At 70.9% G+C, this 21,561-nt stretch carries 14 protein-coding genes; 9 read left to right on the top strand and 5 right to left on the bottom strand.

Annotation, left to right across the window (positions count from 1 at the left end):
- The first annotated feature begins 95 nt into the window (after positions 1–95).
- The 5 genes from ACIBK6_RS41360 to ACIBK6_RS41340 are packed head-to-tail and all read left to right on the top strand — an operon-like array spanning position 96 to position 7,399.
- Complete coding sequence (locus ACIBK6_RS41360) at positions 96–1,868, top strand: amino acid adenylation domain-containing protein (RefSeq protein ID WP_399058495.1); 1,773 nt, start codon at positions 96–98, stop codon at positions 1,866–1,868.
- Positions 1,865–3,103, top strand: a complete 1,239-nt coding sequence (locus tag ACIBK6_RS41355; protein WP_399058493.1) for a cytochrome P450 — start codon at positions 1,865–1,867, stop codon at positions 3,101–3,103. Before ACIBK6_RS41360 ends, ACIBK6_RS41355 begins: the two co-directional genes overlap by 4 nt.
- On the top strand, positions 3,103–6,195 hold the full coding sequence (locus ACIBK6_RS41350; protein ID WP_399058491.1) for an amino acid adenylation domain-containing protein: 3,093 nt from the start codon (positions 3,103–3,105) through the stop codon (positions 6,193–6,195). Before ACIBK6_RS41355 ends, ACIBK6_RS41350 begins: the two co-directional genes overlap by 1 nt.
- 13 nt (positions 6,196–6,208) lie before the next feature.
- Entirely contained in the window at positions 6,209–6,604 is a 396-nt protein-coding gene (locus tag ACIBK6_RS41345; RefSeq protein ID WP_399058489.1) for a nuclear transport factor 2 family protein, read from the top strand.
- A 48-nt stretch (positions 6,605–6,652) separates the two neighbouring features.
- Positions 6,653–7,399, top strand: coding sequence for a thioesterase II family protein (locus tag ACIBK6_RS41340; RefSeq protein ID WP_399058487.1), 747 nt, complete (start codon positions 6,653–6,655; stop codon positions 7,397–7,399).
- 72 nt (positions 7,400–7,471) lie between these two features.
- Here ACIBK6_RS41340 and ACIBK6_RS41335 read toward each other — a convergent pair whose 3' ends face one another.
- Entirely contained in the window at positions 7,472–8,668 is a 1,197-nt protein-coding gene (locus ACIBK6_RS41335) for an acetyl-CoA carboxylase biotin carboxylase subunit family protein (RefSeq protein ID WP_399058485.1), read from the bottom strand.
- A 124-nt stretch (positions 8,669–8,792) separates the two neighbouring features.
- On the bottom strand, positions 8,793–9,350 hold the full coding sequence (locus tag ACIBK6_RS41330) for a DUF1062 domain-containing protein (protein ID WP_399058483.1): 558 nt from the start codon (positions 9,348–9,350) through the stop codon (positions 8,793–8,795).
- A 578-nt stretch (positions 9,351–9,928) separates the two neighbouring features.
- Between ACIBK6_RS41330 and ACIBK6_RS41325 the strand changes: the two genes are divergently transcribed.
- The 4 genes from ACIBK6_RS41325 (at position 9,929) to ACIBK6_RS41310 (ending at position 15,246) form a co-directional block, all read left to right on the top strand.
- Positions 9,929–10,897, top strand: a complete 969-nt coding sequence (locus ACIBK6_RS41325; protein ID WP_399058481.1) for a phosphoribosylglycinamide synthetase — start codon at positions 9,929–9,931, stop codon at positions 10,895–10,897.
- A 148-nt stretch (positions 10,898–11,045) separates the two neighbouring features.
- Positions 11,046–14,036 (top strand): BTAD domain-containing putative transcriptional regulator, encoded by a 2,991-nt coding sequence (locus tag ACIBK6_RS41320; protein WP_399058479.1) that lies wholly within the window; start codon positions 11,046–11,048, stop codon positions 14,034–14,036.
- Between the two features lie 125 nt (positions 14,037–14,161).
- Positions 14,162–14,335 (top strand): hypothetical protein, encoded by a 174-nt coding sequence (locus ACIBK6_RS41315; RefSeq protein WP_399058477.1) that lies wholly within the window; start codon positions 14,162–14,164, stop codon positions 14,333–14,335.
- A gap of 197 nt (positions 14,336–14,532) precedes the next feature.
- Positions 14,533–15,246: a response regulator gene (locus ACIBK6_RS41310; protein ID WP_399058475.1), complete on the top strand. Its 714-nt coding sequence runs from the start codon at positions 14,533–14,535 to the stop codon at positions 15,244–15,246.
- A 38-nt stretch (positions 15,247–15,284) separates the two neighbouring features.
- Here the strand turns inward: ACIBK6_RS41310 and ACIBK6_RS41305 are convergent, their stop codons facing one another.
- From ACIBK6_RS41305 to ACIBK6_RS41295, 3 genes are all read right to left on the bottom strand, one after another.
- The gene (locus ACIBK6_RS41305; protein ID WP_399058473.1) at positions 15,285–16,325 is read right to left on the bottom strand and encodes an acyl-CoA dehydrogenase family protein; all 1,041 of its coding nucleotides are present in this window, start codon (positions 16,323–16,325) and stop codon (positions 15,285–15,287) included.
- Between the two features lies 1 nt (position 16,326).
- A complete protein-coding gene (locus tag ACIBK6_RS41300) occupies positions 16,327–17,478 on the bottom strand; it encodes an acyl-CoA dehydrogenase family protein (RefSeq protein WP_399058471.1) in 1,152 nt (383 codons plus the stop codon).
- 10 nt (positions 17,479–17,488) lie between these two features.
- On the bottom strand, positions 17,489–21,561 hold a 4,073-nt coding region (locus ACIBK6_RS41295; protein ID WP_399058469.1), incomplete at its 5' end, for an amino acid adenylation domain-containing protein.

Raw genomic sequence — 21,561 nt, 5'->3', positions numbered from 1 at the left:
AGGCGACTGCAGGCCTCCTTTGAAGGTGGCCCTTCGCACAGTTGAAGCAACAGGGACATCATCTACCCCTTTTCTATGAAAAACAGGAGGAAGTAGTGGCACTCAGGGGATCTGTCGGCACCCTCACGGAGCTCTTCAGGCAGTCCGTGGAGGCGCACCCGAACCGTCCGGCCGTCAGCGACGACACCCGGACCCTGACCTACGCGCAGCTGGACGAGGAGTCCAACGCCGTCAGCGCACTACTGCGGGGCCACGGGGTGGCCGCCGAGGACCGCGTCGGGATCTACCTGCGCAGGTCGACCGAGCTTTTCGTGGCCATCCTCGGCATCCTCAAGTCGGGGGCGGCCTACGTCGCCGTGGACAGCCGCTACCCGGACACCCGTCGCGACCTGATGCTGGAGAACAGCGGCGCGAAGGTCGTGCTCACCGAAACGGGTTGGGAGAACCGGCTGACGTCCGTGTCCGCCCGGATCGTCTCCATCGCGGACCGCGCCGCCGCCGACCCCGCTCCGGTCGAGGGAATCGTGGAGCCGAGCAGTGCCGCCAGCGTGCTGTTCACCTCCGGTTCCTCCGGTGTGCCCAAGGCGATCGTCCTGGAGCACCGCAACATCGTCTCCTTCGCCACGAATCCGAGCCTGCCCGAGCTCACGCCGGCGGACCGGACCGGCCAGATATCCAGCGTCTCCTTCGACGCCTTCCACTTCGAGATGTGGAGCGCCCTCGCGTCCGGTGCGCAGGCGGTCATCCTGCCGCCCGTTCCGGACCTGCTCGCCGCCGACTTCCAGCGGCAGATGAAGCAGTACGGCATCACGGCGATGCTCGTGCCGACGATGGTCGTCAACCACGTGGTCCGCGAGGACCGGGACGCCTTCGCCCCGCTGCGCGTGCTCCAGGCCGGCGGCGACGTGCTCCTCCCGGCGGCCTGCCGAGCGCTGCTGGGCGGCCAGTTCAAGGGCGCCCTCTACAACCTCTACGGTCCCGCCGAGATCACCACCGCCTGCACCGCGCACCAGGTGACGATGGGGGACGCGGAGTCCGACGCCATCCCGATCGGCCGTCCCCTGGACGGCGTGTCGGTGCGGGTCCTCTCCCCGGAGCTGGAGCCCGTGGCCCCCGGCGAGACCGGCGAGCTGTTCGTCAGCGGCCCCGGTGTGGCCCGCGGCTACCAGGACCGCCCCGACCTGACCGACGAGCGCTTCCTCGTCCTGCCGGGCGAGGCCGGCGACGAGCGCGTGTACCGCACCGGCGACCTGGTGCGGCAGCGCGAGGACGGCGCCCTGATGTTCGTCGGCCGTGCCGACAACCAGGTCAAGATCCGCGGCTACCGGGTCGAGCCGGGTGAGGTCGAGCGGGGTCTGCGCCGCTACCCCGAGGTCCAGGAGGCCGTCGTGCTGCCGGAAGGCGAGGGCAACGACCGTCGTCTGGTGGCGTTCGTGGTGCTCGAGAACGGCCTCGGCATCAAGGAGCTGCGCGAGCGGGCCGAGCGGGACCTGCCCGACTTCATGGTGCCCAGCCAGTTCATCAAGCAGGACGAGATCCCGGCGACGGCGCACGGCAAGCGCGACCTGGACGCCCTCCGCGAGGTGCTCGCCAAGTACCTGCAGCGCGAGGAGTCGTACGCGGAGCCGCAGACCGACACCGAGCGGTTCCTCGCCGGCCTGTGGGAGAGCCTGCTCAGCACCGAACGCGTCGGCAGGGACGAGGACTTCTTCGGCCTGGGCGGCCACTCGCTGCTCGCCTTCCGCATGCACCACCGCATCAACCGCGAGCTCGGCCTTTCCCTCCCCTTTCCGGTGCTGCTCAACAACACCGTCCTGAAGGACCTCGCAGCGGCCATCGACGCGTCTCGCGAAGGAGCGACGGCATGAGCCGGCAGACCATCACCCGACCGCAGGCGGTCACCGGCATCGACCTCACCGACGTCGACCTGTTCGTGCGCGGCGACCACACGGCCGCCTTCGCGAAGCTCCGTGCCGAGCAGCCCATCTACTGGAACGAAGGCGCCGACGGCAGCCGCTTCTGGGCCCTGACCAGGTACGACGACGTGATGTGGGCCTACCGCAACCACGAGAGCTTCGGTTCCGGGCGCGGCGCCATCGTGGGCGGCTCCTTCCGCAGCGAGGACGACACCTCGGCCGGGCGGATGCTGGTCACCACCGACCTGCCCCGCCACCGCATGCTCAAGCAGGTGATCCACCCGTCGATGTCCCCGGGCGTGGCCAAACGCGTCGCGGTGCAGGTCGCCGAGCTCGTCGCCGGCGCCCTGGAGCGGACCCGTGCGAACGGCGGCTGCGACTTCGCCACCGACATCGCTCCGGAGCTTCCGGCCGGCGCGCTCATGGTGGTCATGGGCATCAGCCACGAGCAGGCACACCACCTGATCGGGCTGACCCGGCGGATGGTCGGCTACCGCGACGAGATCTTCGTGGACACCGGCGGTGACCAGCGGATGCGCCTGGCCTGGCTGCAGGCCGAGGTGTTCGAGTTCTTCGCCGACATCGTCGCCGAGCGCCGCCGCAACCCGGGCGACGACCTGATCAGCATCCTCATGCGTGCGGAGATCAACGGTCGCCCGCTGAGCGAGGAGGAGATCTTCTACAACTGCATGAACGTCGCCGTCGGTGGCAACGAGACCTCGTCGTACACCGCGTGCACCGGTCTGCTCGCCCTGATGGACCACCCCGAGCAGTACGAGCAGCTGCGCGAGTCGCCGAACCTCGTCGGCACCGCCGTCGAGGAGATGCTGCGCTGGAGCTCGACCAACGCCTACGTGCAGCGGGTGGCCAAGCACGACGTGGAACGCGGCGGCGTCCAGATCAAGGCCGGCGAGTCCGTCACCCTGTGGAACTACTCCGCCAACCGCGACGAGGACCACTTCCAGGACCCGCACCTCTTCGACATCACCCGCACCCCCAACCGCCACCTGACCTACGGCTCCGGGCTGCACCGCTGCATCGGCGCCCCCATCGCGCAGGCGGAGCTCTCGCTGCTCTTCGAACAGCTGATGGTGTCCGGTCTCCGGTTCAAGCTCTCCGACGAGGTGCGCCGGCTGCGCTCGAACTTCCTGCTCGGCATCACCCGCCTCCCGGTGGAGGTCATCTGATGGACACCCCCGTCGGCGGCAATCCGTATGTGTTCGGCGAACGCATCGAACAGGTGGTGGCCCACCACGCCCGACTGCGGCCGCACACGGTCGCCGTCCAGCAGGGCGAACGGAGCCTCACCTACGGCGAGTTGACCGAGCGGGCCGAGACGGTCGCGGCCGCGCTGCGCCTGCTCGGCGTCGCGCCCGGCCGGCACGTCGCGGTGCGCGTACCGCGCTCACCGGAACTGGTGACCGCGCTGCTCGGTGTCCTGCGCGCGGGCGCCTCCTACGTGGCGGTCGACCCGCAGTGGCCGCAGGCGCGGGTGAACGAGACGCTCCGGGGCACGGACGCGGCGCTGGTCGTCGCCGACGCGCCCGGCGCGGAGACCGTCCCCGGCGGGGCGGAGGTGCGCACCGTCGCCCTCGCCTCCCTCCTGGAGCTCGGGCGCACGGCCCCGACGCCCGAGCCGCTGGACGACGGCACCGCGACGGCCAGCGTCTTCTACACCTCCGGCTCCACCGGGAAACCCAAGGGGGTGCTCTCCCCGCACCGGGGAACCATCCGCACCCTGGTCAACTGCCCCACCATCCCCCTCGGGCCGGACTCGGTGTTCCTCCAGGCGGCTCCGCTGCCCTGGGACGGGCTCTCGCTCGAACTGTGGGCACCGCTGCTCAACGGCGGCCGCTGCGTCCTGCTGGACCAGGCGGCCACGGCGCTGGACGCACAGGCGCTGGAGGCGGTCATACGGCAGGGCGTGAACAGCCTCTGGCTCACGAGCTCGTTGTTCAGCGTCCTGGCGGAGGAGCGGATCGAGCTCTTCGGCGCCGTGCGCCTGCTGCTGGTCGGCGGGGAGCGGGTGTCAGTGAGCAACGCCCGCCGCGTGCTGGCCGAGTTCCCCGCTCTGCACATGGTCAACGGGTACGGGCCCGCCGAGAGCACCATCTTCGCCACCACCCACGTGATCCGCCCGGCCGACGTGGCGGAGGGCAGCACCGAGATCCCGATCGGGACGCCGGTGCCCCGTACCACGGTGGCCCTGCTCGACACGGACGGGCGGCCTGTCGCGGACGGCGGTCTCGGCGAGATCGCGGTGGCCGGCGACGGGCTGGCCCTCGGCTACGCGGGCAACCCCGAGGAGACCGCTCGCCGGTTCTTCACCGACGGCGGTGTGCGCTTCTACCGCACGGGCGACCTCGCGGTGCGCGACGCCGAGGGGCTGCTGCGCTACCGGGGGAGGGTCGACCACCAGTTCAAGATCCGCGGAGTGCGGATCGAGGCCGGCGAGGTCGAGGCCGTCCTGGAGAACCACTCCGAGGTCACCGCCTGCTGTGTCCTTCCGCTGGAGACGGCGCCCGGGCGGGTCCAGCTCGCGGCGGCTTACGCGACCGTCCACCAGCGGCCCCTGGACGAAGCCGCGTTGACGGCGCACGCGGCGCGCAGCCTGCTCGACGCGATGGTGCCGACGCGGCTGACGCACACCGTGCAGCTCCCGCTGAACGCCAACGGGAAGGCGGACCGCAAGGCGGTGGAGGCGCTGCTGCGCAGCGGCATCGCCCCTGCCGGCGCGCCGACGGAGCAGCCCACCCAGGGCAGCCCGGTCCTGGAGGACATCCGCGCCCTGCTGGGCCTGGCGCACCTGGCCGAGGACGACGACCTCGTCCTGGCCGGGGCGAACTCGCTCGACGTGATCCGGCTGGCCGCCCGCGTGGGCGCCTGGCTGGACGCCCGCCTGACCGCCTCCGACGTCTACCGGCTGCGTACGCCGCGCGCCATCGTCGCCCACTGCGCGCACGCGGCCCCCGGCGAGCAGCTGCCCGCCACCGGCCCCGAGCGCACGCGCCCCGCCCCGCTCTCCCGCGCCCAACAGCGCTTCTGGCTGGCGGAGATGACGTCCCCGGGTGCCGCGGACAACATGATCGTGCTGGCGTACGCGCTGACCGGGCCGCTCCGGCCCGAGCTGCTGCAGGACGCCCTGAACGACGTCGTCGTGGCCCACCCGGCGCTGCGCACCATCTACCCGTGGCTCGACGAGGCCCCCCAGCAGCAGGTGCTCGCGCCCGCGGACGCGATCCCCGTACTGGAACACGTCACGCCTCCGAGTGCCGAGGGGACGCAGGAGCTGGCCGAAGCGGTGACGGCCGACTGGTGGACGAGGCCGTTCTCGCTGGAGGACGAGGTCCCGCTGAGGGCCCGGCTGTGCCGCCTGGACGAGGAGCGGCACCTGTTCTGCCTCCAGGTGCACCACATCGCCTTCGACGGCTGGTCGGAGTCGGTGCTCATCGACGAGCTGACGCGGGCGTACGGGGCGCGGCTGGAGGGCCGGGAGCACGAGGCGGCTCCGGCGCTGTCGTACGGGGAGTTCAGCACCTGGGAGGCGACCCGCCTCCCGGACTGGGCGGACCGCGACCTGCCTTTCTGGAAGGAGGAGCTGGCAGCGGTCCCGGCACCGTTCCTGCCCGCTCCCGCGCGGCCGGCCGCCGGCCAGGTGGCCCGGTTCGAGCGGGTCCTGAAGGTCGACGCGCAGACCGTGCGGCGGCTCGAGCAGGCCGCGGCCCGCCGCGGCGGCCCCACCCTGGCGGCGTTGCTCGCCGGTGCGACGCGCGCCCTGTCACGTACCTTCGACGCCCGCGAGCTCGCGGTGGGCTCGGTGACGGCGGGCCGCTTCGACCCGGCTCTGGAGCCGGTCGTCGGCTACTTCGTCAACGCCTTCGCCGTGGTGCTCGCGCACACGCGCGACGACAGCGCCGAAGCCCTCCTAGACCAGGCGACCGCCCAGGTGGTGACGCACCTCCAGCACGTCCACACCCCGTTCGACGAGCTCGTCCGCGTCTTCTCGCCGCCCCGGGACCGCCACTCCTTCTTCCAGACCTGGGTGGTCCTGCAGGGGCAGCCGCCGCACGGCAGCCTCGGCGGTCACGTGGCGGTCGAGCCGGTGCGGGTGCGCCCGCCCAGCACCGACATCGAGCTGATGCTGGAGGCCATCCCGGCTCCGGACGGCTCTTGGGACCTCGTCGTGCTGTGGCGCGCGGACGGAATGACCGCCGCCCAGGCCGACGAACTCCTGGCCGAGCTGCACACCGCGCTCGGCGAAACGGCAGATTGCGCCTGAGGGGAAAACACGCATGCAGACAGAGACAGCAGCCCCCGCCGCGCCGGAGAACGACTCCGCGCCGCTGCGGAAGGTCCGTACGTACTACGAACTCGTCGACGCCGGTCAGGTGCAGGCCCTGGTGGACCTGTTCGCGGACGACGCCCAGTACCACCGACCCGGTTACGAACCCCTGGTCGGCAAGGAGCAGTTGGAGCACTTCTACCGGGAGCGGCGCGTGATCCGCGAGGGTCGCCACACGGTGACCACGACCGTGGAATCCGGTGACTGCGTGGCCGTGCACGGCGAGTTCAACGGCGTGCTGCACGACGACCGGAAGAGCATTCTGCGCTTCGCGGACTTCTTCCACCTCGACGAGGACGGCAGGTTCAGCAGGCGCGACACGTTCTTCTTCTCCCCCCTGGTCTGAGCCCCGGCCGACCGCGAGACATCCGCAAGCGAAAGGCCCATGGGATCCATGAGTCCGCATACGGCGCAGCCCTGGCTGCGCCGCTTTCATCCCTGCCCCGACGCCCCCGTCCAGCTCGTGTGTCTGCCCCACGCGGGCGGCTCCGCGAGCTTCTACTTCCCGTTCTCACAGGCGCTCTCGGGCAGCGCCGAGGTGCTGGGCGTCCAGTACCCCGGCCGCCAGGAGCGCCACCACGAGGCCGGCATCACCGATCTGCACGCCCTGGCCGACCGGATCACCGAGGCCGTGGCGGAAGGGGTGGACGACCGGCCCCTGGCCCTGTTCGGGCACAGCATGGGCGCCATGCTGGCCTTCGAGGTCGCCGCCCGCCTGGAGGACTCGGGTACCGAGGTGGCGACGCTCTTCGCCTCCGGGCGGCGGGCCCCCTCCCGCCATCGCCCCCCGGAGAAGGTGCACGCCTTCACCGACGAGCAGCTGGTGGCCGTGCTCGCGGAACTCGACGGGACCGACACCGAACTGCTCAGCGAGCCCTACGTGCTGCGCATGATCCTTCCGGCGGTCCGCAGCGACTTCGAGGCGGTGGAGACCTACCGCTACCGACCTTGGCCGCCGCTGCGCTGCCCGATCGTGGCGCTGGTGGGCGACCGCGACCCCCGTGTCGACCTCGACGAGGCCGACGCCTGGGCGGACCACACCGCGGGGTCCTTCGATCTCCAGGTGTTCCCCGGCGGCCACTTCTACCTGTCGGCCCAGCAGGCCGCGGTGGTCGACCGGGTGCGGAAGCGCCTGTCCTGAGCGGAAGAGCGCGAAGCCTGGTCCGCCACCCCTGCGGGTGGCGGACCAGGCTTCGTCGCTTCCGAGAGCTGGTTACGGCCTGACGCTGTACTCGAAGGTGTCGAGGACCGTCGCGGCCTGCTCCCGCATCTGGTCCACGGAGTCGGCGGTCATGGTGAGCGAGAGGAAGAAGTTCTCCTTGTTCAGCTGGGTCACCCGGTAGCCGTCGAACAGACGCACGCTGATGACGCCGGGCAGCGCGAGCAGGTCCTCTTCGGTGGTGACGGCTTCGACCGTGCCGAGCTCCTCGGCCTCCAGCTCCACGTTGCCGAAGATCGGCTGCTCGAGCATCGGTCCCAGGTCCTGCGGCGCGTACTCGCCCAGGGCCATGGAGACGACCGTCGCGATGACGTCGATGCCGTAGAGGTTCTGGATGGACGCGGGAATGCCCGTGTGGAAGCCGCCGGGCCGGGGGTTGATCTCGATGAGCTCGGTCCGGCCGTCTTCCGAGCTCCGGCCCTCGAAGTGCAGCCACACCTGGTCGAGGCCCTGGTCGGCGCACAGCGTGTTGATCGACTCGCACAGGGCGCGCACGCCGTCCCGCACGTGGCTCTGCTGAGGCGGGTGGAACGAGAGCCCCGCGTCGTGGTTCTTGGCGTAGTCGTAGTCGGCCTTCTCGACCGCGAGCAGCGGGTGGAAGCGGCCGTTCAGCACGGGACCGTCCACGGAGAACTCCGTGCCGGCCACGAACTCCTCGGCGATCAGCTCCACGTCGCCCGCGCCGGACTCCTCCAGGTCCTTCAGGTACGCCAGCAGCTCCTCCCGGTCGTCCACGCGCTTGACCAGGTACGACGCCGCCGACTCCCGGGTGGGCTTGATGATGGCGGGGAAGAAGTCCACCGACCGCGGGTCGTCGGAGTACTTGAGCGCGGAAAGGCCCAGGGCACGCATGTGCTCCCGGACCAGGGTCTTGCTCGCCAGCACGGCACGGCTGGCACCGCCACCGGGAAGGCCGTAGTGCGTGGTGAGCGCGATGCTCCACTCGACCAGCTTCTCGACCATGCTGACGACGGCGATCGGCTCGATGCCCCGCTCGGCGACCCGGGCGGTGAGGGCCGAAAGCTCCTCGCTGTCCCAGTCGAACACGATGTGGTCGTCGCAGAGGCCGGCGTTGGGGTCGTCCGGCAGGTTGGAGACCAGCACCGGTTGCAGATCGCGAGCCCGGAGCTCCTCGACCGCGGCGGGCACGTTGCCGATGGCTATCCAGGAGAGGACGAGCACGGATTTCATGTCACAGGCCTCCGGAGGCTTCGAAAAGGAGTTTCTGATTACGCACGGAAGTCAATGCCGGCAGGCGCGGAGGCCGGACCCTAGAAGCGACGTCGATATGTGGTACGCACAGACCGACGCGAATTCAACCGGTGTGGCGCTTGAGCGTGAAGGTGAAGTCGCTGGAGAGCTTTCCGCTCAGCCGGACGGCCGAGACGAGACTGCCTTCCACGACCATGCGCTCGACCTCTCCCCGGGAAAGGCCGCAGCCTTCCGCGATGAGTCGCACGGGCCTGAGGGGAATCTGTGCCGCGAACCGGACCGAGACGTCCATGACGTCGCGGTCCTGATGGTCCGACCCACCGGTGTCGAGCCGCCAGGCGTCGCTCCAGTCGAGCGAGATGTGGTTGCGGCGCCGCACAACGCCGTCCTGGAGCAGCTCGGCCGCCAGGGTGGGGTCGTTCTCGTGCGCCCGGTCCAGCAGCTCGGGGCTCACCGAGCGCACGTTCGTCCGCTCGACGATGGTGATCTTCGTGGTCGCGCCGCACTTGGTGCAGAGCGCGAGGAGCCAGACATCGAGGAGTTTGTGGTTCGCGTTGACGCGGAATTTGCCGGATGTCCGGAAAGAGTCGGACGTGCATGCCTGGCAACGGCGACGTATGAGCGGCAGACGTACCGGCTTAACTACCCAGTCATTGTGCACAGAATTACCCCTGTTTTGGTGTGCATTCGCCATTGAACAGAGCGCGGCGCTCGGCGCATGAGCTCTTGGGACATCTCACGGGGTGCACAGCATTGCTCCACTGGCATTCGGGCATCTCGATGTCAGGCTCGGCGTATCGGCTGGCGTGGCATCGCCCAGGAGATCGGGACCGTCGGCTCTGACCGTCCCAGCGAGTACGACGGACGCTACGGACAGGGCGACGTGCCGCACATCCGCGTCGAGTTGAGCCGCCCGTACGCGGTACGTGGACTCTCCGCGCCGGAACTGCACGCCTCGCTTACGGCCTTCCCTCCCCGGCAGGGCCCACGATCCGGACCGGGTCCGCCCGCGTGCACACTTGTGCAGTCCGCACCGCAACCAACTTCGGCAGGAGAAGGGAAAGTTCGATGTTACGTGTGGCCCACCGGAGTCCGAGTCCGGTCGCGACGGCAAGCGGGGGGAGCGCTCGGACGGCGAGGGGGGAAGAGGAGGGGAGCAGGGCGGGAATGCCGCACGACACAGTGGCACGTATGCGCGCTCACTCCCCGAGAAGTCCACGGCCACGACTGCTTCTGGTGATGCCGACCCACCAACTCGTGCGCAAAGGTGCCGAGTTGGGGTTCCGCATCTGGTCGGTATGGGACCCGAAGCTCCTTGAGGCCGACTTCGCGCCGAGGCTCGAGGAAGTCTCGGAGGAACTGCTGCTCATCGACTTCGCCGACGAAGCGGGATTGCGCGAGACCATCGAGCGGACCGCACGGCACCACGGCATCGACGCCGTGCTGCACTGCGGACACGGCGACTCGGTCCTGCCGGTGGTCCAGGAGGCGTGGAAGCTGGGCCTGTCCGCGAACCCCCCGGCGGTGTACGAACGGCTCCAGGTGTGCGAGGCGGACGACTGGGCCCCCGCGGAGGCGCCCAGGGTGAGCGTCGAGACCCTGACCGTGAAGGGGATCCACCACATCGTCGGCGTAACGGGTCAGCGGACCACTGGGGCGCCCCATTTCTTCGTGACGGGCTACCTGCATCCGGCGCCGTTGACCGACGACGAGCGCACGGCGATCGGGGCGGTGGTCGAGGAGCGGCTGACGGCGGTCGGGTACCGCTCCGGCCCGGCCCACACGCAGGTGGCCCTGCTGCCGTACGGCCCGCGGATCGTGTCGTGCCGAGCGCATCTGGGCGGCGACCGCATCCCCCTGCTCGTCGAGATCTCGCGCGGGTTCGACATGGAGGCGGCGGTCTTCGCGGGCCTCGAAGGCGCCCGCCCGGACGTGCCGAGCCCTTCCCGGTACGCGGAAGTCGGCTTCTTCCTCCTCCCCGAGGGGCGGCTGGAGACGTACACCGGCACGGAGGACATCGCCGTGACCCCGTGGGTTCACGGAGCCCGCTTCCCGTACGACGTCGGCGCCCGCATCGCACCCGTCGGCGACCCCCGCTCCCGGCGCGCCTACGTGGCCGTCGACGGCGAGACGCCGGAACTCACCCGCGAGCGGATCGCCAGGGCTCGAAAGGATCTTGTTACCGTCATTCGACACGCCGCTCGATGACCCCGCTGGCCAGCACGTTCAGGGCTGTCCGCGACCCCTGTGACATATGCAATATGTGTCTGCCAGACCGGGACCGGAATCATCTAGTGTCGGGGTGAGCTTTGGCCAATGGTGAGAACGGGGGGCAGGAATGGCGACATCGGGGCTTATGGAAGGCGATGCGAACCTTCGCCCGGAATTCGCCGTCCTGGGCTCGCTGGAGGTACGCAGCGGCAGCACCCTGATACCGGTCAACGGGGCTCTGCAGCGTCGTGTCCTCGTGACCCTGCTCCTCGACGCCGGGCGCGTGGTTCCCGTCTCCCGACTGGTGACGGCCGGCTGGGACGAGCAGCCCCCGGACAGCGCCGAGCACCAGGTACGCAAGACCGTGGCCAAGCTGCGCAGCCGCATCCCTCACGGCCCCGAGATCATCGTCACGGACGGGCCCGGATATCGCGCGGTGGTCGAGACCGGGCAGCTTGATCTCCTCCTCCACCAGCAGCTGATCCGGCAGGCCAGGGAATCGCTGGACGCGGGGCAGGCGGAGCGGGCCGTCGCCCAGCTGCGCGAGGCGCTGGCGCTGTGGCGCGGGCCGGTGCTGGCCGGTTCCGGAGGCCAGACGATCGACGCGGCCTCGACCGCCTTGGAGGAGCAGCGGCTCAGCGCCGCCGAACAGCTCTACGACCTGCGCATCGACGCGGGCGAGGCGGCCGAGATCACGGGTGAGCTGCGGGGCCTCGTGGACGAGCACCCCCTGCGGGAGACGCTGCGCAGCCGGCTGATGCTCGCCCTCTACCACTCCGGGCAGCAGGCCGCGGCGCTGGACGAGTTCACCCGCGTACGCGATCACCTCGCGGACGAGCTGGGCATCGACCCCAGCGCGCAGCTGACCGGCCTGCACGAGCGCATGTTGCGCCAGGCCCCTTCGCTCGTCCTCTCGGAGCGCTCCGCGCCGCGTGCCACGGCCCCGGTGGCCGAGGCCCCCCACACGCTGCCGTTCGACGTGCCCGACTTCTCCGGCCGCCGTTCCGAACTGAAGCGGGTCTGCGACGTGGCCCGCCGCGCCCCGACGGTCATCGCGCTCGACGGCATGGGCGGCAGCGGCAAGACGGCGCTCGCCGTGCGCGCCGCCCACCAGCTGGCCGAGCAGTATCCGGACGGCAGCCTCTTCATCGACCTGCACGGCTTCACCCCCGGACAGGCGCCGCTCAGCGCGTTCCACGCGCAGGGTGACCTGCTCGCCGCCGCCAGCATCCCGAGCGACGAGGTGCCCACGGTTTCGGCGGGGCGCGCCGCGCGCTGGCAGTCGTACATGCATGGCCGTCGCATGGTGCTGATCCTGGACAACGCCGCCTCCTCCGAGCAGGTACGTGCGCTGATCCCCGCCTCCTCCGACAGCTTGGTCCTCATCACCAGCCGCCCGAGGCTGACCGGACTTGACGGAGTCGAGTGGCTTTCCCTGGGCGCTCTTCCCGAAGGTGACGGCGACCAGCTCCTGCGGGCCACCCTCGGTGCCGAGCGCGTCGAGCGGGAACCGGAGGCCGCCGGTGAACTGGTGCGGCTGTGCGGAGGGCTCCCACTGGCGGTCAGGATCGCCTCCGCCCGTCTGGCGAACCGTCCCCACTGGACCGTGCAGCGACTCGTCGATCGACTGCGGGATCACAACCGGCGTCTGGACGAGCTGACGAGCGAGGGCCGGGGGGTCGCCGGCGCGCTGCTGCTGTCGTACCAGTCCATGCCGCGCGACCAGCAGTCCGCCTTCCGGCTCCTGGGCCATCACCCGGGACGCTATCTCGACACCCGGGAAGCCGCCGCCCTCCTCGACACGGACGTCCTGACGGCCGAGGACCTGTTGGAAGAGCTGGTCGACGCACGTCTGCTGGAGGCCAGGGAACCCGGCGTGTACGCCCTGCACGACCTCGTGCGCAGCTTCGTGCAACGCATCGCGCAGGCATCGCGGGAGCCGGGGGACGAGTCGGCGATGCGCCGCCTCCTGGACCACTACGTGGGCATGGCGCGGCACGCGTGCGACGTGGTGTTCCCCGGGCGGCGGCCCATCGAGGACGACGCGGAACAACGGACGGACAGCGAGTTCGACCACAAGGAGAAGGCACTCCAGTGGCTCGACCACCACCGCGGCAGCCTTCTGGCGGCGGTGGACGCCGCGCACGACGGGGGGCTTCTGTGGCACGCCGCGCGGCTGCCGCGTGAGCTGGGCTTCCACTCCAGCATCCGCGGCTACGACTCCCGCGCCAACGTGGCGCTGGAGAAGGGCGTCAGCGCGTCACGGCTGCTCGGGGACTGCTCGCTGACCCGGCTGAACCTGATGAACCTGGCCATGGGCAAGTGGCGCCTCGGGCAGCTGCGCGACTCGGTCGGTCTGCTGGAGGAAGCCGTGGGGCTGTCCCGGCAGATGGCGGACGAGTACAGCGAGGCGGAGTGCCAGGCGCGGCTCGGGCAGGCGTACAGCAGCATGGGCGAGCTCGAGCAGGCGCTGCAGCTGAGCCTGGAGGTCAGCAGGCGCGCACGGGAGCTGGGGTTCACCCGCCTCGACGGCTCGTCGCTCAGCATGCTGGGCCTGATCCTGGTGCGGTTTGGCCGGTTCGAGGAGGCGATGGAGTCCGCGGAACGAGCGGTGGCCATCTTCGACTCCATCGAGGAGATCCAGCTCTCCGTGACCGCCCTGAGCTATCTTTCCCAGGCCAGCGAAGGCCTGGGCCGCTTCGAGGAGGCACTCGCCCGGGCCGATGCGGCGCTGGAGCGGTGCCAGCAGATCGGCATGCCCGCCGCGCTGCCGCTCGTCCTCGCCCGCAGAGCCGACGTGCTGGTGCGCATGGGAGCGCTGGACGAAGCGGCGGACAGCGCCGACCACGCGCTGTCCAAAGCCGCGAGCAGCACGAACGAGATCAACCGCGCCACGGTGCACCTGTCGGCAGGGCGCGTGCGGTACGCGCAGGGGGATCTGGACACGGCGCTGGCCCAGCAGCGGCTGGCCCACGAGATCGCCTGCCGGATGGAGCTGCGCTACGACGAGGCGTGCGCGCTCTGGCACCTCGCCCGTACCGCCGAGGCCCAGGGGCACGTGCAGATGGCCCGGCAGCACCGTTCGGCGGCGGACAACCTCTTCTCCCTCATGAAGGTGCCGGAGACCGCGTGGTGAGCCCCTCGTGTCGGGCACTCGCGGCGGAGGGATCAGGCGGGTGCCCAGAGGGGAACCGGCAGGGAAGAGCGGCTGTGAGGATGGGCGAAGCCGAAACGGCGTGTCACTTCGAAGGAGTTCGCCCCATGCGTTTCACCACTGCTTTCGCTGCTTCCCTCATCGCCCTCGGTGCCGTTCTGGGCGGCCTCGCGGCCGCCGGCGACACTGACGCGCCGCAGGTCCGGCACAGCGCCGTCGCCTCCGACCTCGCGACGGGCGAGGTCCTGGTCCAGCTGATGAGCGACCACGGCAACGGCTGATCAGACGGGCCGTAGCGGCATTGCGGCCCCCCCATCCCCCACCCGCGCCCGACGCCCCCTCGCCCCACACACGCAGACGCTCATCCCGCCCATGAGGCCGAGCGAGCACTGGCGAGGCGAGGCTCACGATCTCCGCGCGCGGCAACCCATTGATGACAGCGGGGCTCCTGTCTCACTCATTGTCGAGGGGCAACACAATGACCATTCGGGTGCTCGTCTGTGACCAGCTACCCGTGATCGCGGACGGTCTCAAGACCCTTCTCGACGCGGTGCCGGACATCGACGTGATCGGCACGACTCACAACGGTATGGAAGCCATCGTCCTGGTGCGCACGATGCGTCCCGATGTCGTGGTGACGGATCTGAACCTCCAGACCATTTCGGGTCTGGAGATGATCCGCAGACTCGGCCAGGAGGACGAGTCGCCCAACATCGTCGTGTTCACCGCGGCTGACTCCGACGAGACGGTGAGCGACGCGCTGCACGCCGGCGCGAGCTGCCTGCTCGGAAAGGACGTGAGTCCTCAGGAACTGATCACCGCCATCCAGGGGGCGGCCGCCGGCCAGACCGTGCTCGCGCCGAGCATCGCGCAGCGCCTGGTCACCTGGTTCCGTGCGCAGCCGGAGCCCCAGAAGGTCGAGAAGTGCCCGGAAGTGACCGAACTGACCCCCCGGGAACGGGAAGTGACGCGGATGGTCGCGCAGGGCATGTCCACCGAAGACGTGGCCCGCGAACTGATCATCGGCGAGGCCACCGTCAGAACCCATCTCTACCGCGTACGCACCAAACTCGGCGTCCGCGACCGTGCCGAGCTCGTGTCACTGGCGTACCGGACCGGACTCATTCACTCAGCCCCCCAACAGCGCGTGCCCCAGCGCGAGTTGTCGCTGGGCGGCCTCCGCGCCAGCTGATCCGCGGCAGGGCTGACGACCGCGGCCCGGAACTCCCCTCAGGTCGTGGCACGCCGGACCGCCCGGACGTGGTCGGCGCCGACCGTCCGCCAGAGCGCGGAGGGATCCCCGTACCGGGTGGACTCCGCCGCGGCCAGCCGGAAGTACCGGTGCAAGCCCAGTTCCGACGTCATCGCGCGCACGCCGCAGCTCTGCATGCTCAGGCGTACGACATCACGCGCGGTCTCGGACGCCATGGCCAGGGCGACGAATGGCGCGGTGCCGACGGCGTCCGGCTCGGAGTCGACCAGCCAGGCCCCCCGGTGGATCGCGGCCCTCGTCGCACGCACCGCCACCATCGCGCGTGCCAAGGGGAACGACACCGCCGGCAGGTCGCGCAGCCGCGTGCCGAACTGTCGGCGGAAGCCGACGTACTCCACGGCCATGCGGTGGGCGCCGTCGGCGATGCCCAGGAGGTACGCGGCCTGCCGCAGCCGTGCGCGCGCGAGCGGACCGGTCGGCGCGTCGTCCAGGGCGCCGGCGACATCCGCCGCGACGATCGGCGTGGCCTCGAACCGGACGACCGGCGGCCAGCTCGTGTCCTGCGTGGAGACGCCGTCCGCACCGCGCTCCACCGCGACGAGCACCGGATCGCCGTCGACCCTGGTGGCCACCAGGAACAGGCCGGCGCTCGGGTCGTCGACGGTGGCCGTGCCGGTCAGCTCCCAGCCGCCGGCACGCGGCGTCGCGGTGACCCCGCTGCCGACGGGCAGGGCTTCGAGGCCCGCGAGGGCCACACTCGGCGCGCTGACGCCCAGGTCGGCGGCGAACGCGTCGGCCCGGTAGGAGTTGCCGCGCGCCGCGTGGCCGAGCTCCTCGCTGACCAGGACGCCGGCGCTCAACCCCAGGCCGAGCCCGCCGGTACCGGCCGGACGCTCGAAGTCGGGCGCCTCCAGCGCGTCGAGCACCGCACGGGTCGGGCCGCAGGCGCCGTCGGTCACCGGAGCGCCGTGCGGCGCGATCCGGGCGGGGATGCCGGAGAGTCCCGCACGCAGGGCCTTGCGCAGCTGAAGGGCGAGCGGGTCGGGAGCGAGGTCCATGTCAGTCTTCCTGGCCGATGGAGTCGAACGAGGCGGCCATGATCTGGAGCATCACCTCGGAGGTACCCGCCGAGAGCGTGAGCCCGGGAGCCTCCCGGTAGGCGGATTCCAGGGTCACGGTCGCTCTGGTGCGGTCTGCCCGCTGCTCGGGGCTGGGGATGTCGGTGGCCCAGGCCGCGATGGACTGGGCGAGTTCGCTGCTGTGGTACTTGGCGACGGCCGTCGAGACCTGGTCGACCCGGTCCGCCGCGATCCCGGTGAGGACCTCCCAGGCGAGGACGTGGTCAGCCTCGAGCGCGCCGTGCCAACGGCCGATCTGCTCCAGGCGGTCGCCGGACACGGCCTCCGGGTCCCCCTCGACCAGTGCTTCGAGGGCGGCGTCGAGCCAGTGCTCCGCCTTCAAGTGGTAGTCCAGACCGGTGCGTTCGATGGCGAGGGCCTCGTTGAGCAGCGGCCAGCCCTCGTCGCGCGGACCGAGGAGGTTCGCGCCCGGCACCGCGACCGCGTCGAGGTCCACACGATGGAAGTGCTCGTCGCCGATGCTGGGGATCACCGACACCGCCACGCCAGGGGCCCGCATGTCGACCAGGAACAGGCTGATGCCCTGGTACTTGCCCGTGCCCTGGGTCGTACGGGCGGCGCACAGGCCGAGGTCGACGAAGCGGGTCTTGAGGCTGAACACCTTGGTGCCGGTGATCCGGTAGCCGTCGCCGTCCGGCTCGGCCACCGCCCGCAGCCCGCCCAGGTCGGAGCCCGCGTCCGGCTCCGTGTAGAGCACCGCCGCGAAGCTCTCGCCGCGGGCGATGGCGGGCAGGTACCGCCGCTTCTGCTCGTCGCTGCCCGCCATCAGCAGGAACTGGCCCACGATCTGCACGGTGTTGACGTGGAACGTGTCCGGCACGCCCGCGCGCACCAGCTCCTCGGCGACGATCGCGGCGTCGGTCAGCGAGCGGCCCTGGCCGCCGTACTCGACGGGCCAGTGCACGGCGAGCAGACCCAGCTCGCCGAGCAGCCGGTAGAGCGGGCGCGCGTCCGGCTCGACGCCGAACGCGCCGGTGGCCGCGGCCGCCTCGGCCTGGACCTCGGCGGAGCGCAGGGTCTTCCGCACGTCCGCCCGGAACCGTTCTTGATCCTCTGTGAAGCCGAACCGCATGTGTGTCTCCTCAAGAGGCGAGCGTCTCTTCGATCGCCGAGACGACCCGACCGATCGCCGACTGGGTGAACAGGGTGTAGTGGTCACCGGGCACGCGCTCGGCCCGGAAGGGCCCCGTGCATACCGCCCGCCACTGCTCTTCCATGGCGATGTGCGGGGAGGCGACGAGCACGGTGACGGGTCCGCCGTACGAGGCCGGCGGGCGGTAGGCCTCCATGGACAGGGCGGAGGCCCGGAACGTCGCGAAGCGGGCCGCCAACTCCTCTGCCGTGAGCTCCAGTTCGATACCCAGGGCGGTGAGGGTCTCCCGTACGTCGGCCACTCCCGCGGCCGGTTCGTCGAGCACCGCGGCCACCTCGGGGCCCTCGCGTCCGGTCAGCCGCGCGACGTCGTGCACGAACCGCTGCCGCACCGTCGCCTCGTCCAGGAGCTCGGAGTCCTCGTCGTAGGCGGCGTCCAGCAGGACCACCGGCGGCTTCTCGCCGGTCTTCTCCTCGATCTGCCGGGCGACCTCGAAGGCGAGCACGCCTCCGTACGACCAGCCGGCCAGGCAGCATGACGCGGGCAGCCCGGTCTCGATCAAGGAGTGTGCGATCCGTGCGGCGGTCGCCGCCATCGCCTCCTGCGGGGGTACCACGGTGTCCCGCGGGTCGGCGGCGAAACCGGTCACGCCGATGTCGCCGCGCAGCGCCCTGGACAGAGGGATGTAGCAGAACAGCTCGCCGCCGGACGGGTGGATCAGGATCACCTGGGCCGGGCCCGCCTCGCGCATCACCACCGGCGCCCTGTCGGTTTCCCGCCAGGACGGGCTGGTCAGCGCGTCGAACGGATCGCCGCCGCCGCTGTTGCCGTCATCGTTGCCACCGTCGTCATCGCGGCGCGCGGCGCGGACGGCGTCGATGGTGGCGGCCAGGTGCGCGACCGTGGGAGAGGCGAAGAAGTCGCCGAGCGTGATCTCCACACCGAACCTGCGGTTGATCGCCGACATCAGCTGGACGGCCTGCAGGCTGTTGCCCCCCGCCAGGAAGAAGTCGTCGCGCACGCCGATCCGCTCGTCGTGCAGCAGGGGGGTGACCACGTCACGCAGCAGCCTGCGTTCGGTCTCGGTCAGCGACTCGTCGCTGTCCCCCTTCCCCGCCCGGCTCAGGTCCGGGGCGGGCAGCCTGCGCCAGTCGACCTTGCCGCTGCTCGTCAGCGGCAGCTCGCCGAGGATCACGAAGAACGACGGGATCATGTACGGGGGAAGGAGCTCGCGCAGGTGCTCGCGCACCGCGGGCACCTCCTGCTCGGAGATCCCGGTCAGGTAGCCGACCAGGTGCTTGTCCCCGTTGTCGTCGCTCCACGCCTGGACGCTGACCGGACCGATCCCCTCGAAGCCGGTCAGCGCCGACTCCACCTCGCCCAGTTCGATCCGCAGTCCGCGGATCTTGACCTGCTGGTCGATGCGGCCGAGGAAGACGAGGCGTCCGTCGGGCAGCCGCTTCACCAGGTCGCCCGTCCGGTAGAGACGGCCACCGGGTGCGGTGCCGAACGGGTCGGAGATGAACTTCTCGGCGGTCAGCTCGTCGCGGTTGAGGTAACCGCGCGCCAACCCGAGGCCGCCGATGACCAGTTCACCCGGTACGCCGACGGGGACCTGGCGCAGCTCGGGGTCGAGGACGTGCGCCACGTGGTTGACCATGGGCAGGCCGATCGGCGGGGACGCGCCCCAGACGCCGCCGCACTCCTCGACGATCATCGTCACCGTGCACTCGGTCGGCCCGTAGCCGTTGAACAGGCGGCGTCCCGGGTTCCACCGGTTCACCAGCTCGCTGCCGAACGCCTCGCCGCCGACGAACGCGATGCGCAGGTCGGTGAAGTTCTCGGGTGTCAGCAGCGGCATCACGGTCGGGGGCAGGTCGATGACGGTGATGCGCGCCTGCTCCATCAGCGCCTGGAGTCGTTCGATCGACAGTCGTTCTTCGTCAGTCGCGAGGCACAGGCGGGCCCCCGTCAGCAGTGCCGAGAAGGTCTCGAAGACGGAGACGTCGAAGGTCGACGAGGCGAAGCCGAGCACCCGGTCGGCCGGCGTCAGCTCGAACAACTCCCGTGTGGAGTCGATGAAGTTGACGACGCCGCGGTGCTCGAGGAGCACACCCTTGGGCTTGCCGGTGCTGCCGGAGGTGTAGATGACGTACGCGATGTCGCCCGGCCCCGCCGAGAGCGGCGGGTTGCCGTCCGGAAGCGCCGCCAGTGCGTCGCTGACCTCGTCCAGCATGACGACGGGCGCGGCGACCTCGCTCACGGCCTTGCCGGCCTCGGCGTGCGCGAGCACCACCCGCAGCTCGGCGTCGGCGGCGATCTCGGCGACGCGTCCGGCGGGATGCCCCGGGTCGAGTGGCACGTAGGCCGCGCCGGCCTTGAGCACCGCGAGGATCGAGGTCGGCAAGTCCAGGTTCCTGCGCAGGCACAGGCCGACCCGCGCGCCCGGCTCCACACCGTGCTCGCGCAGCAGGGCGGCGAGCCGGTTCGCCCGGGCGTTGAGCTCGGCATAGCTGGTCTCGACACCGGAGACGAGGACGGCCACGCCGTCCGGGGTCTCCGCCGCGCGCGCCTCGAATTCGGCGACCACGGTGGACTCGCGGACGGGCCGCACCGGGGCCTTGGCGATCTCGGCGAGGAACGCCTGGTCCGCGGGGCTCAGCATCTCGGCCGCGGACAGCGGGGCGCCCGGAGCCGCCGTCAGGGTGTGCAGCAGCCGGTCGTAGTGCCGGGAGAACCGGGCGATGCTCTCGGCGTCGAACAGGTCGGTGTTGAACTCGACGGCGAGGACGGCGTCGGCCCCCGGCGCCGTCTGCCGGATCAGGCTCCAGCTCATGTCGAAGCACGAGGTGTGGGTGGTGCAGTCCTCGTACGAGGTGTCGAGGCCGCGCAGGGTGGCTGCGGAGTCCGCGTCGGCCACGCCGAACACGATCTGGAAGACGGGCGAGCGCGACGGGTCGACGACCGGGTCCACCGCTTCGACCAGCTTGTCGAAGGGCAGGCCCGCGTGCTCGTCGGCCTCCGCCGACACGCGCGCGATCCGCTGGACCAGGTCACGGAAGGTCGGATCGCCGGAGAGGTCCGCGCGCAGCACCCGCAGATCGGCGAAGCGCCCGACCACTGAGGACACGGTGTCGTGGTCGCGGTTCTCGTACGGCGAGCCGATCACGAGGTCGTCGAGGCCCGTGTACCGGTGCAGCAGTGCGCAGAACGCGGCGACGAGGACGTCGTACGGGTCCGCGTCTGTCTCCCGGGCCAGCTCGTCAGCCCGCCGCAGGGCCTCGTGCCCGATGAGGAAGCGGGCGCGGTCGCCCGCGAAGGTGCGGGTCTCGCCGCGCGGCCGGTCGGTCGGGAACTCCAGGACCTCGGCGCCCGCCAGTCTGCCGTGCCAGTACGCGCCGATCCTGTCCAGTTCGGCGCTGTCGAGCCGGCCGTGCTGCCACCGGGCGCAGTCCGGGAACTGCACCGGCAGCTCAGGCAGCTCCGGCGTGCCGCCTTCGCTCAACGCGGAGTAGAACGCCGCGAGTTCGCGCGCCAGCACGTCGCGCGAGCGGTCGTCGCAGACGATGGCGGGCAGGTCGAACAGGAACAGGTGGTCGTCCGGCTCGACCCTGATCAGTGCCGCGCGCCACATCGGCGTACGGCCCAGGTCGAACGGTTCCGCGGTCAGCCGCTCGACGACGGCGCGCGCGGACGCGATGTCCGCCGCGTCGGTCAGCGGCAGGTCGACCGGAACCTCGGTGGCGACGACCTGCATCGGGCCGCCTTCGCGCTCCACGACCGTGGTCCGCAGGGCCTCGTGCCGGGCCACGAGCGAGGCCAGCGCCTCGCGCAGCGCGTCCACGTCGAGACCGCCCCGAAGACGCAGGCACAGGGGGGTGCCGGAGACCGGGTGGTCGAAGAAGCGCAGGGTCCGCTGTGCGTGCGCGAGCGGCGTCGGGCCTGTGTCGCCGCGCGATATCGGACCGCGCTCTGCCGCGGCCCGCGTGTACGTCCTCAGCCGTGTGAGGAACTCCGTGCGGCGCTGCGCGGGAAGCGCGGCGAGCCGCTGGGTCATGTCGG

The sequence above is a fragment of the Streptomyces sp. NPDC050485 genome (assembly GCF_044458185.1).
Lineage (GTDB): Bacteria > Actinomycetota > Actinomycetes > Streptomycetales > Streptomycetaceae > Streptomyces.
The sequence above is the reverse complement of the archived record's forward strand: the minus strand, read 5'-3'. Positions and strand labels throughout refer to the sequence as shown.

Coding starts and splice junctions, on each gene's coding strand:
- ACIBK6_RS41300 (WP_399058471.1), bottom strand. CDS start 17,478: ATGCGGTTCGGCTTCACAGAGGATCAAGAACGGTTCCGGGCGGACGTG.
- ACIBK6_RS41335 (WP_399058485.1), bottom strand. CDS start 8,668: ATGAAATCCGTGCTCGTCCTCTCCTGGATAGCCATCGGCAACGTGCCC.
- ACIBK6_RS41350 (WP_399058491.1), top strand. CDS start 3,103: ATGGACACCCCCGTCGGCGGCAATCCGTATGTGTTCGGCGAACGCATC.
- ACIBK6_RS41320 (WP_399058479.1), top strand. CDS start 11,046: ATGGAAGGCGATGCGAACCTTCGCCCGGAATTCGCCGTCCTGGGCTCG.
- ACIBK6_RS41315 (WP_399058477.1), top strand. CDS start 14,162: ATGCGTTTCACCACTGCTTTCGCTGCTTCCCTCATCGCCCTCGGTGCC.
- ACIBK6_RS41345 (WP_399058489.1), top strand. CDS start 6,209: ATGCAGACAGAGACAGCAGCCCCCGCCGCGCCGGAGAACGACTCCGCG.
- ACIBK6_RS41340 (WP_399058487.1), top strand. CDS start 6,653: ATGAGTCCGCATACGGCGCAGCCCTGGCTGCGCCGCTTTCATCCCTGC.
- ACIBK6_RS41325 (WP_399058481.1), top strand. CDS start 9,929: ATGCCGACCCACCAACTCGTGCGCAAAGGTGCCGAGTTGGGGTTCCGC.
- ACIBK6_RS41305 (WP_399058473.1), bottom strand. CDS start 16,325: ATGGACCTCGCTCCCGACCCGCTCGCCCTTCAGCTGCGCAAGGCCCTG.
- ACIBK6_RS41310 (WP_399058475.1), top strand. CDS start 14,533: ATGACCATTCGGGTGCTCGTCTGTGACCAGCTACCCGTGATCGCGGAC.
- ACIBK6_RS41355 (WP_399058493.1), top strand. CDS start 1,865: ATGAGCCGGCAGACCATCACCCGACCGCAGGCGGTCACCGGCATCGAC.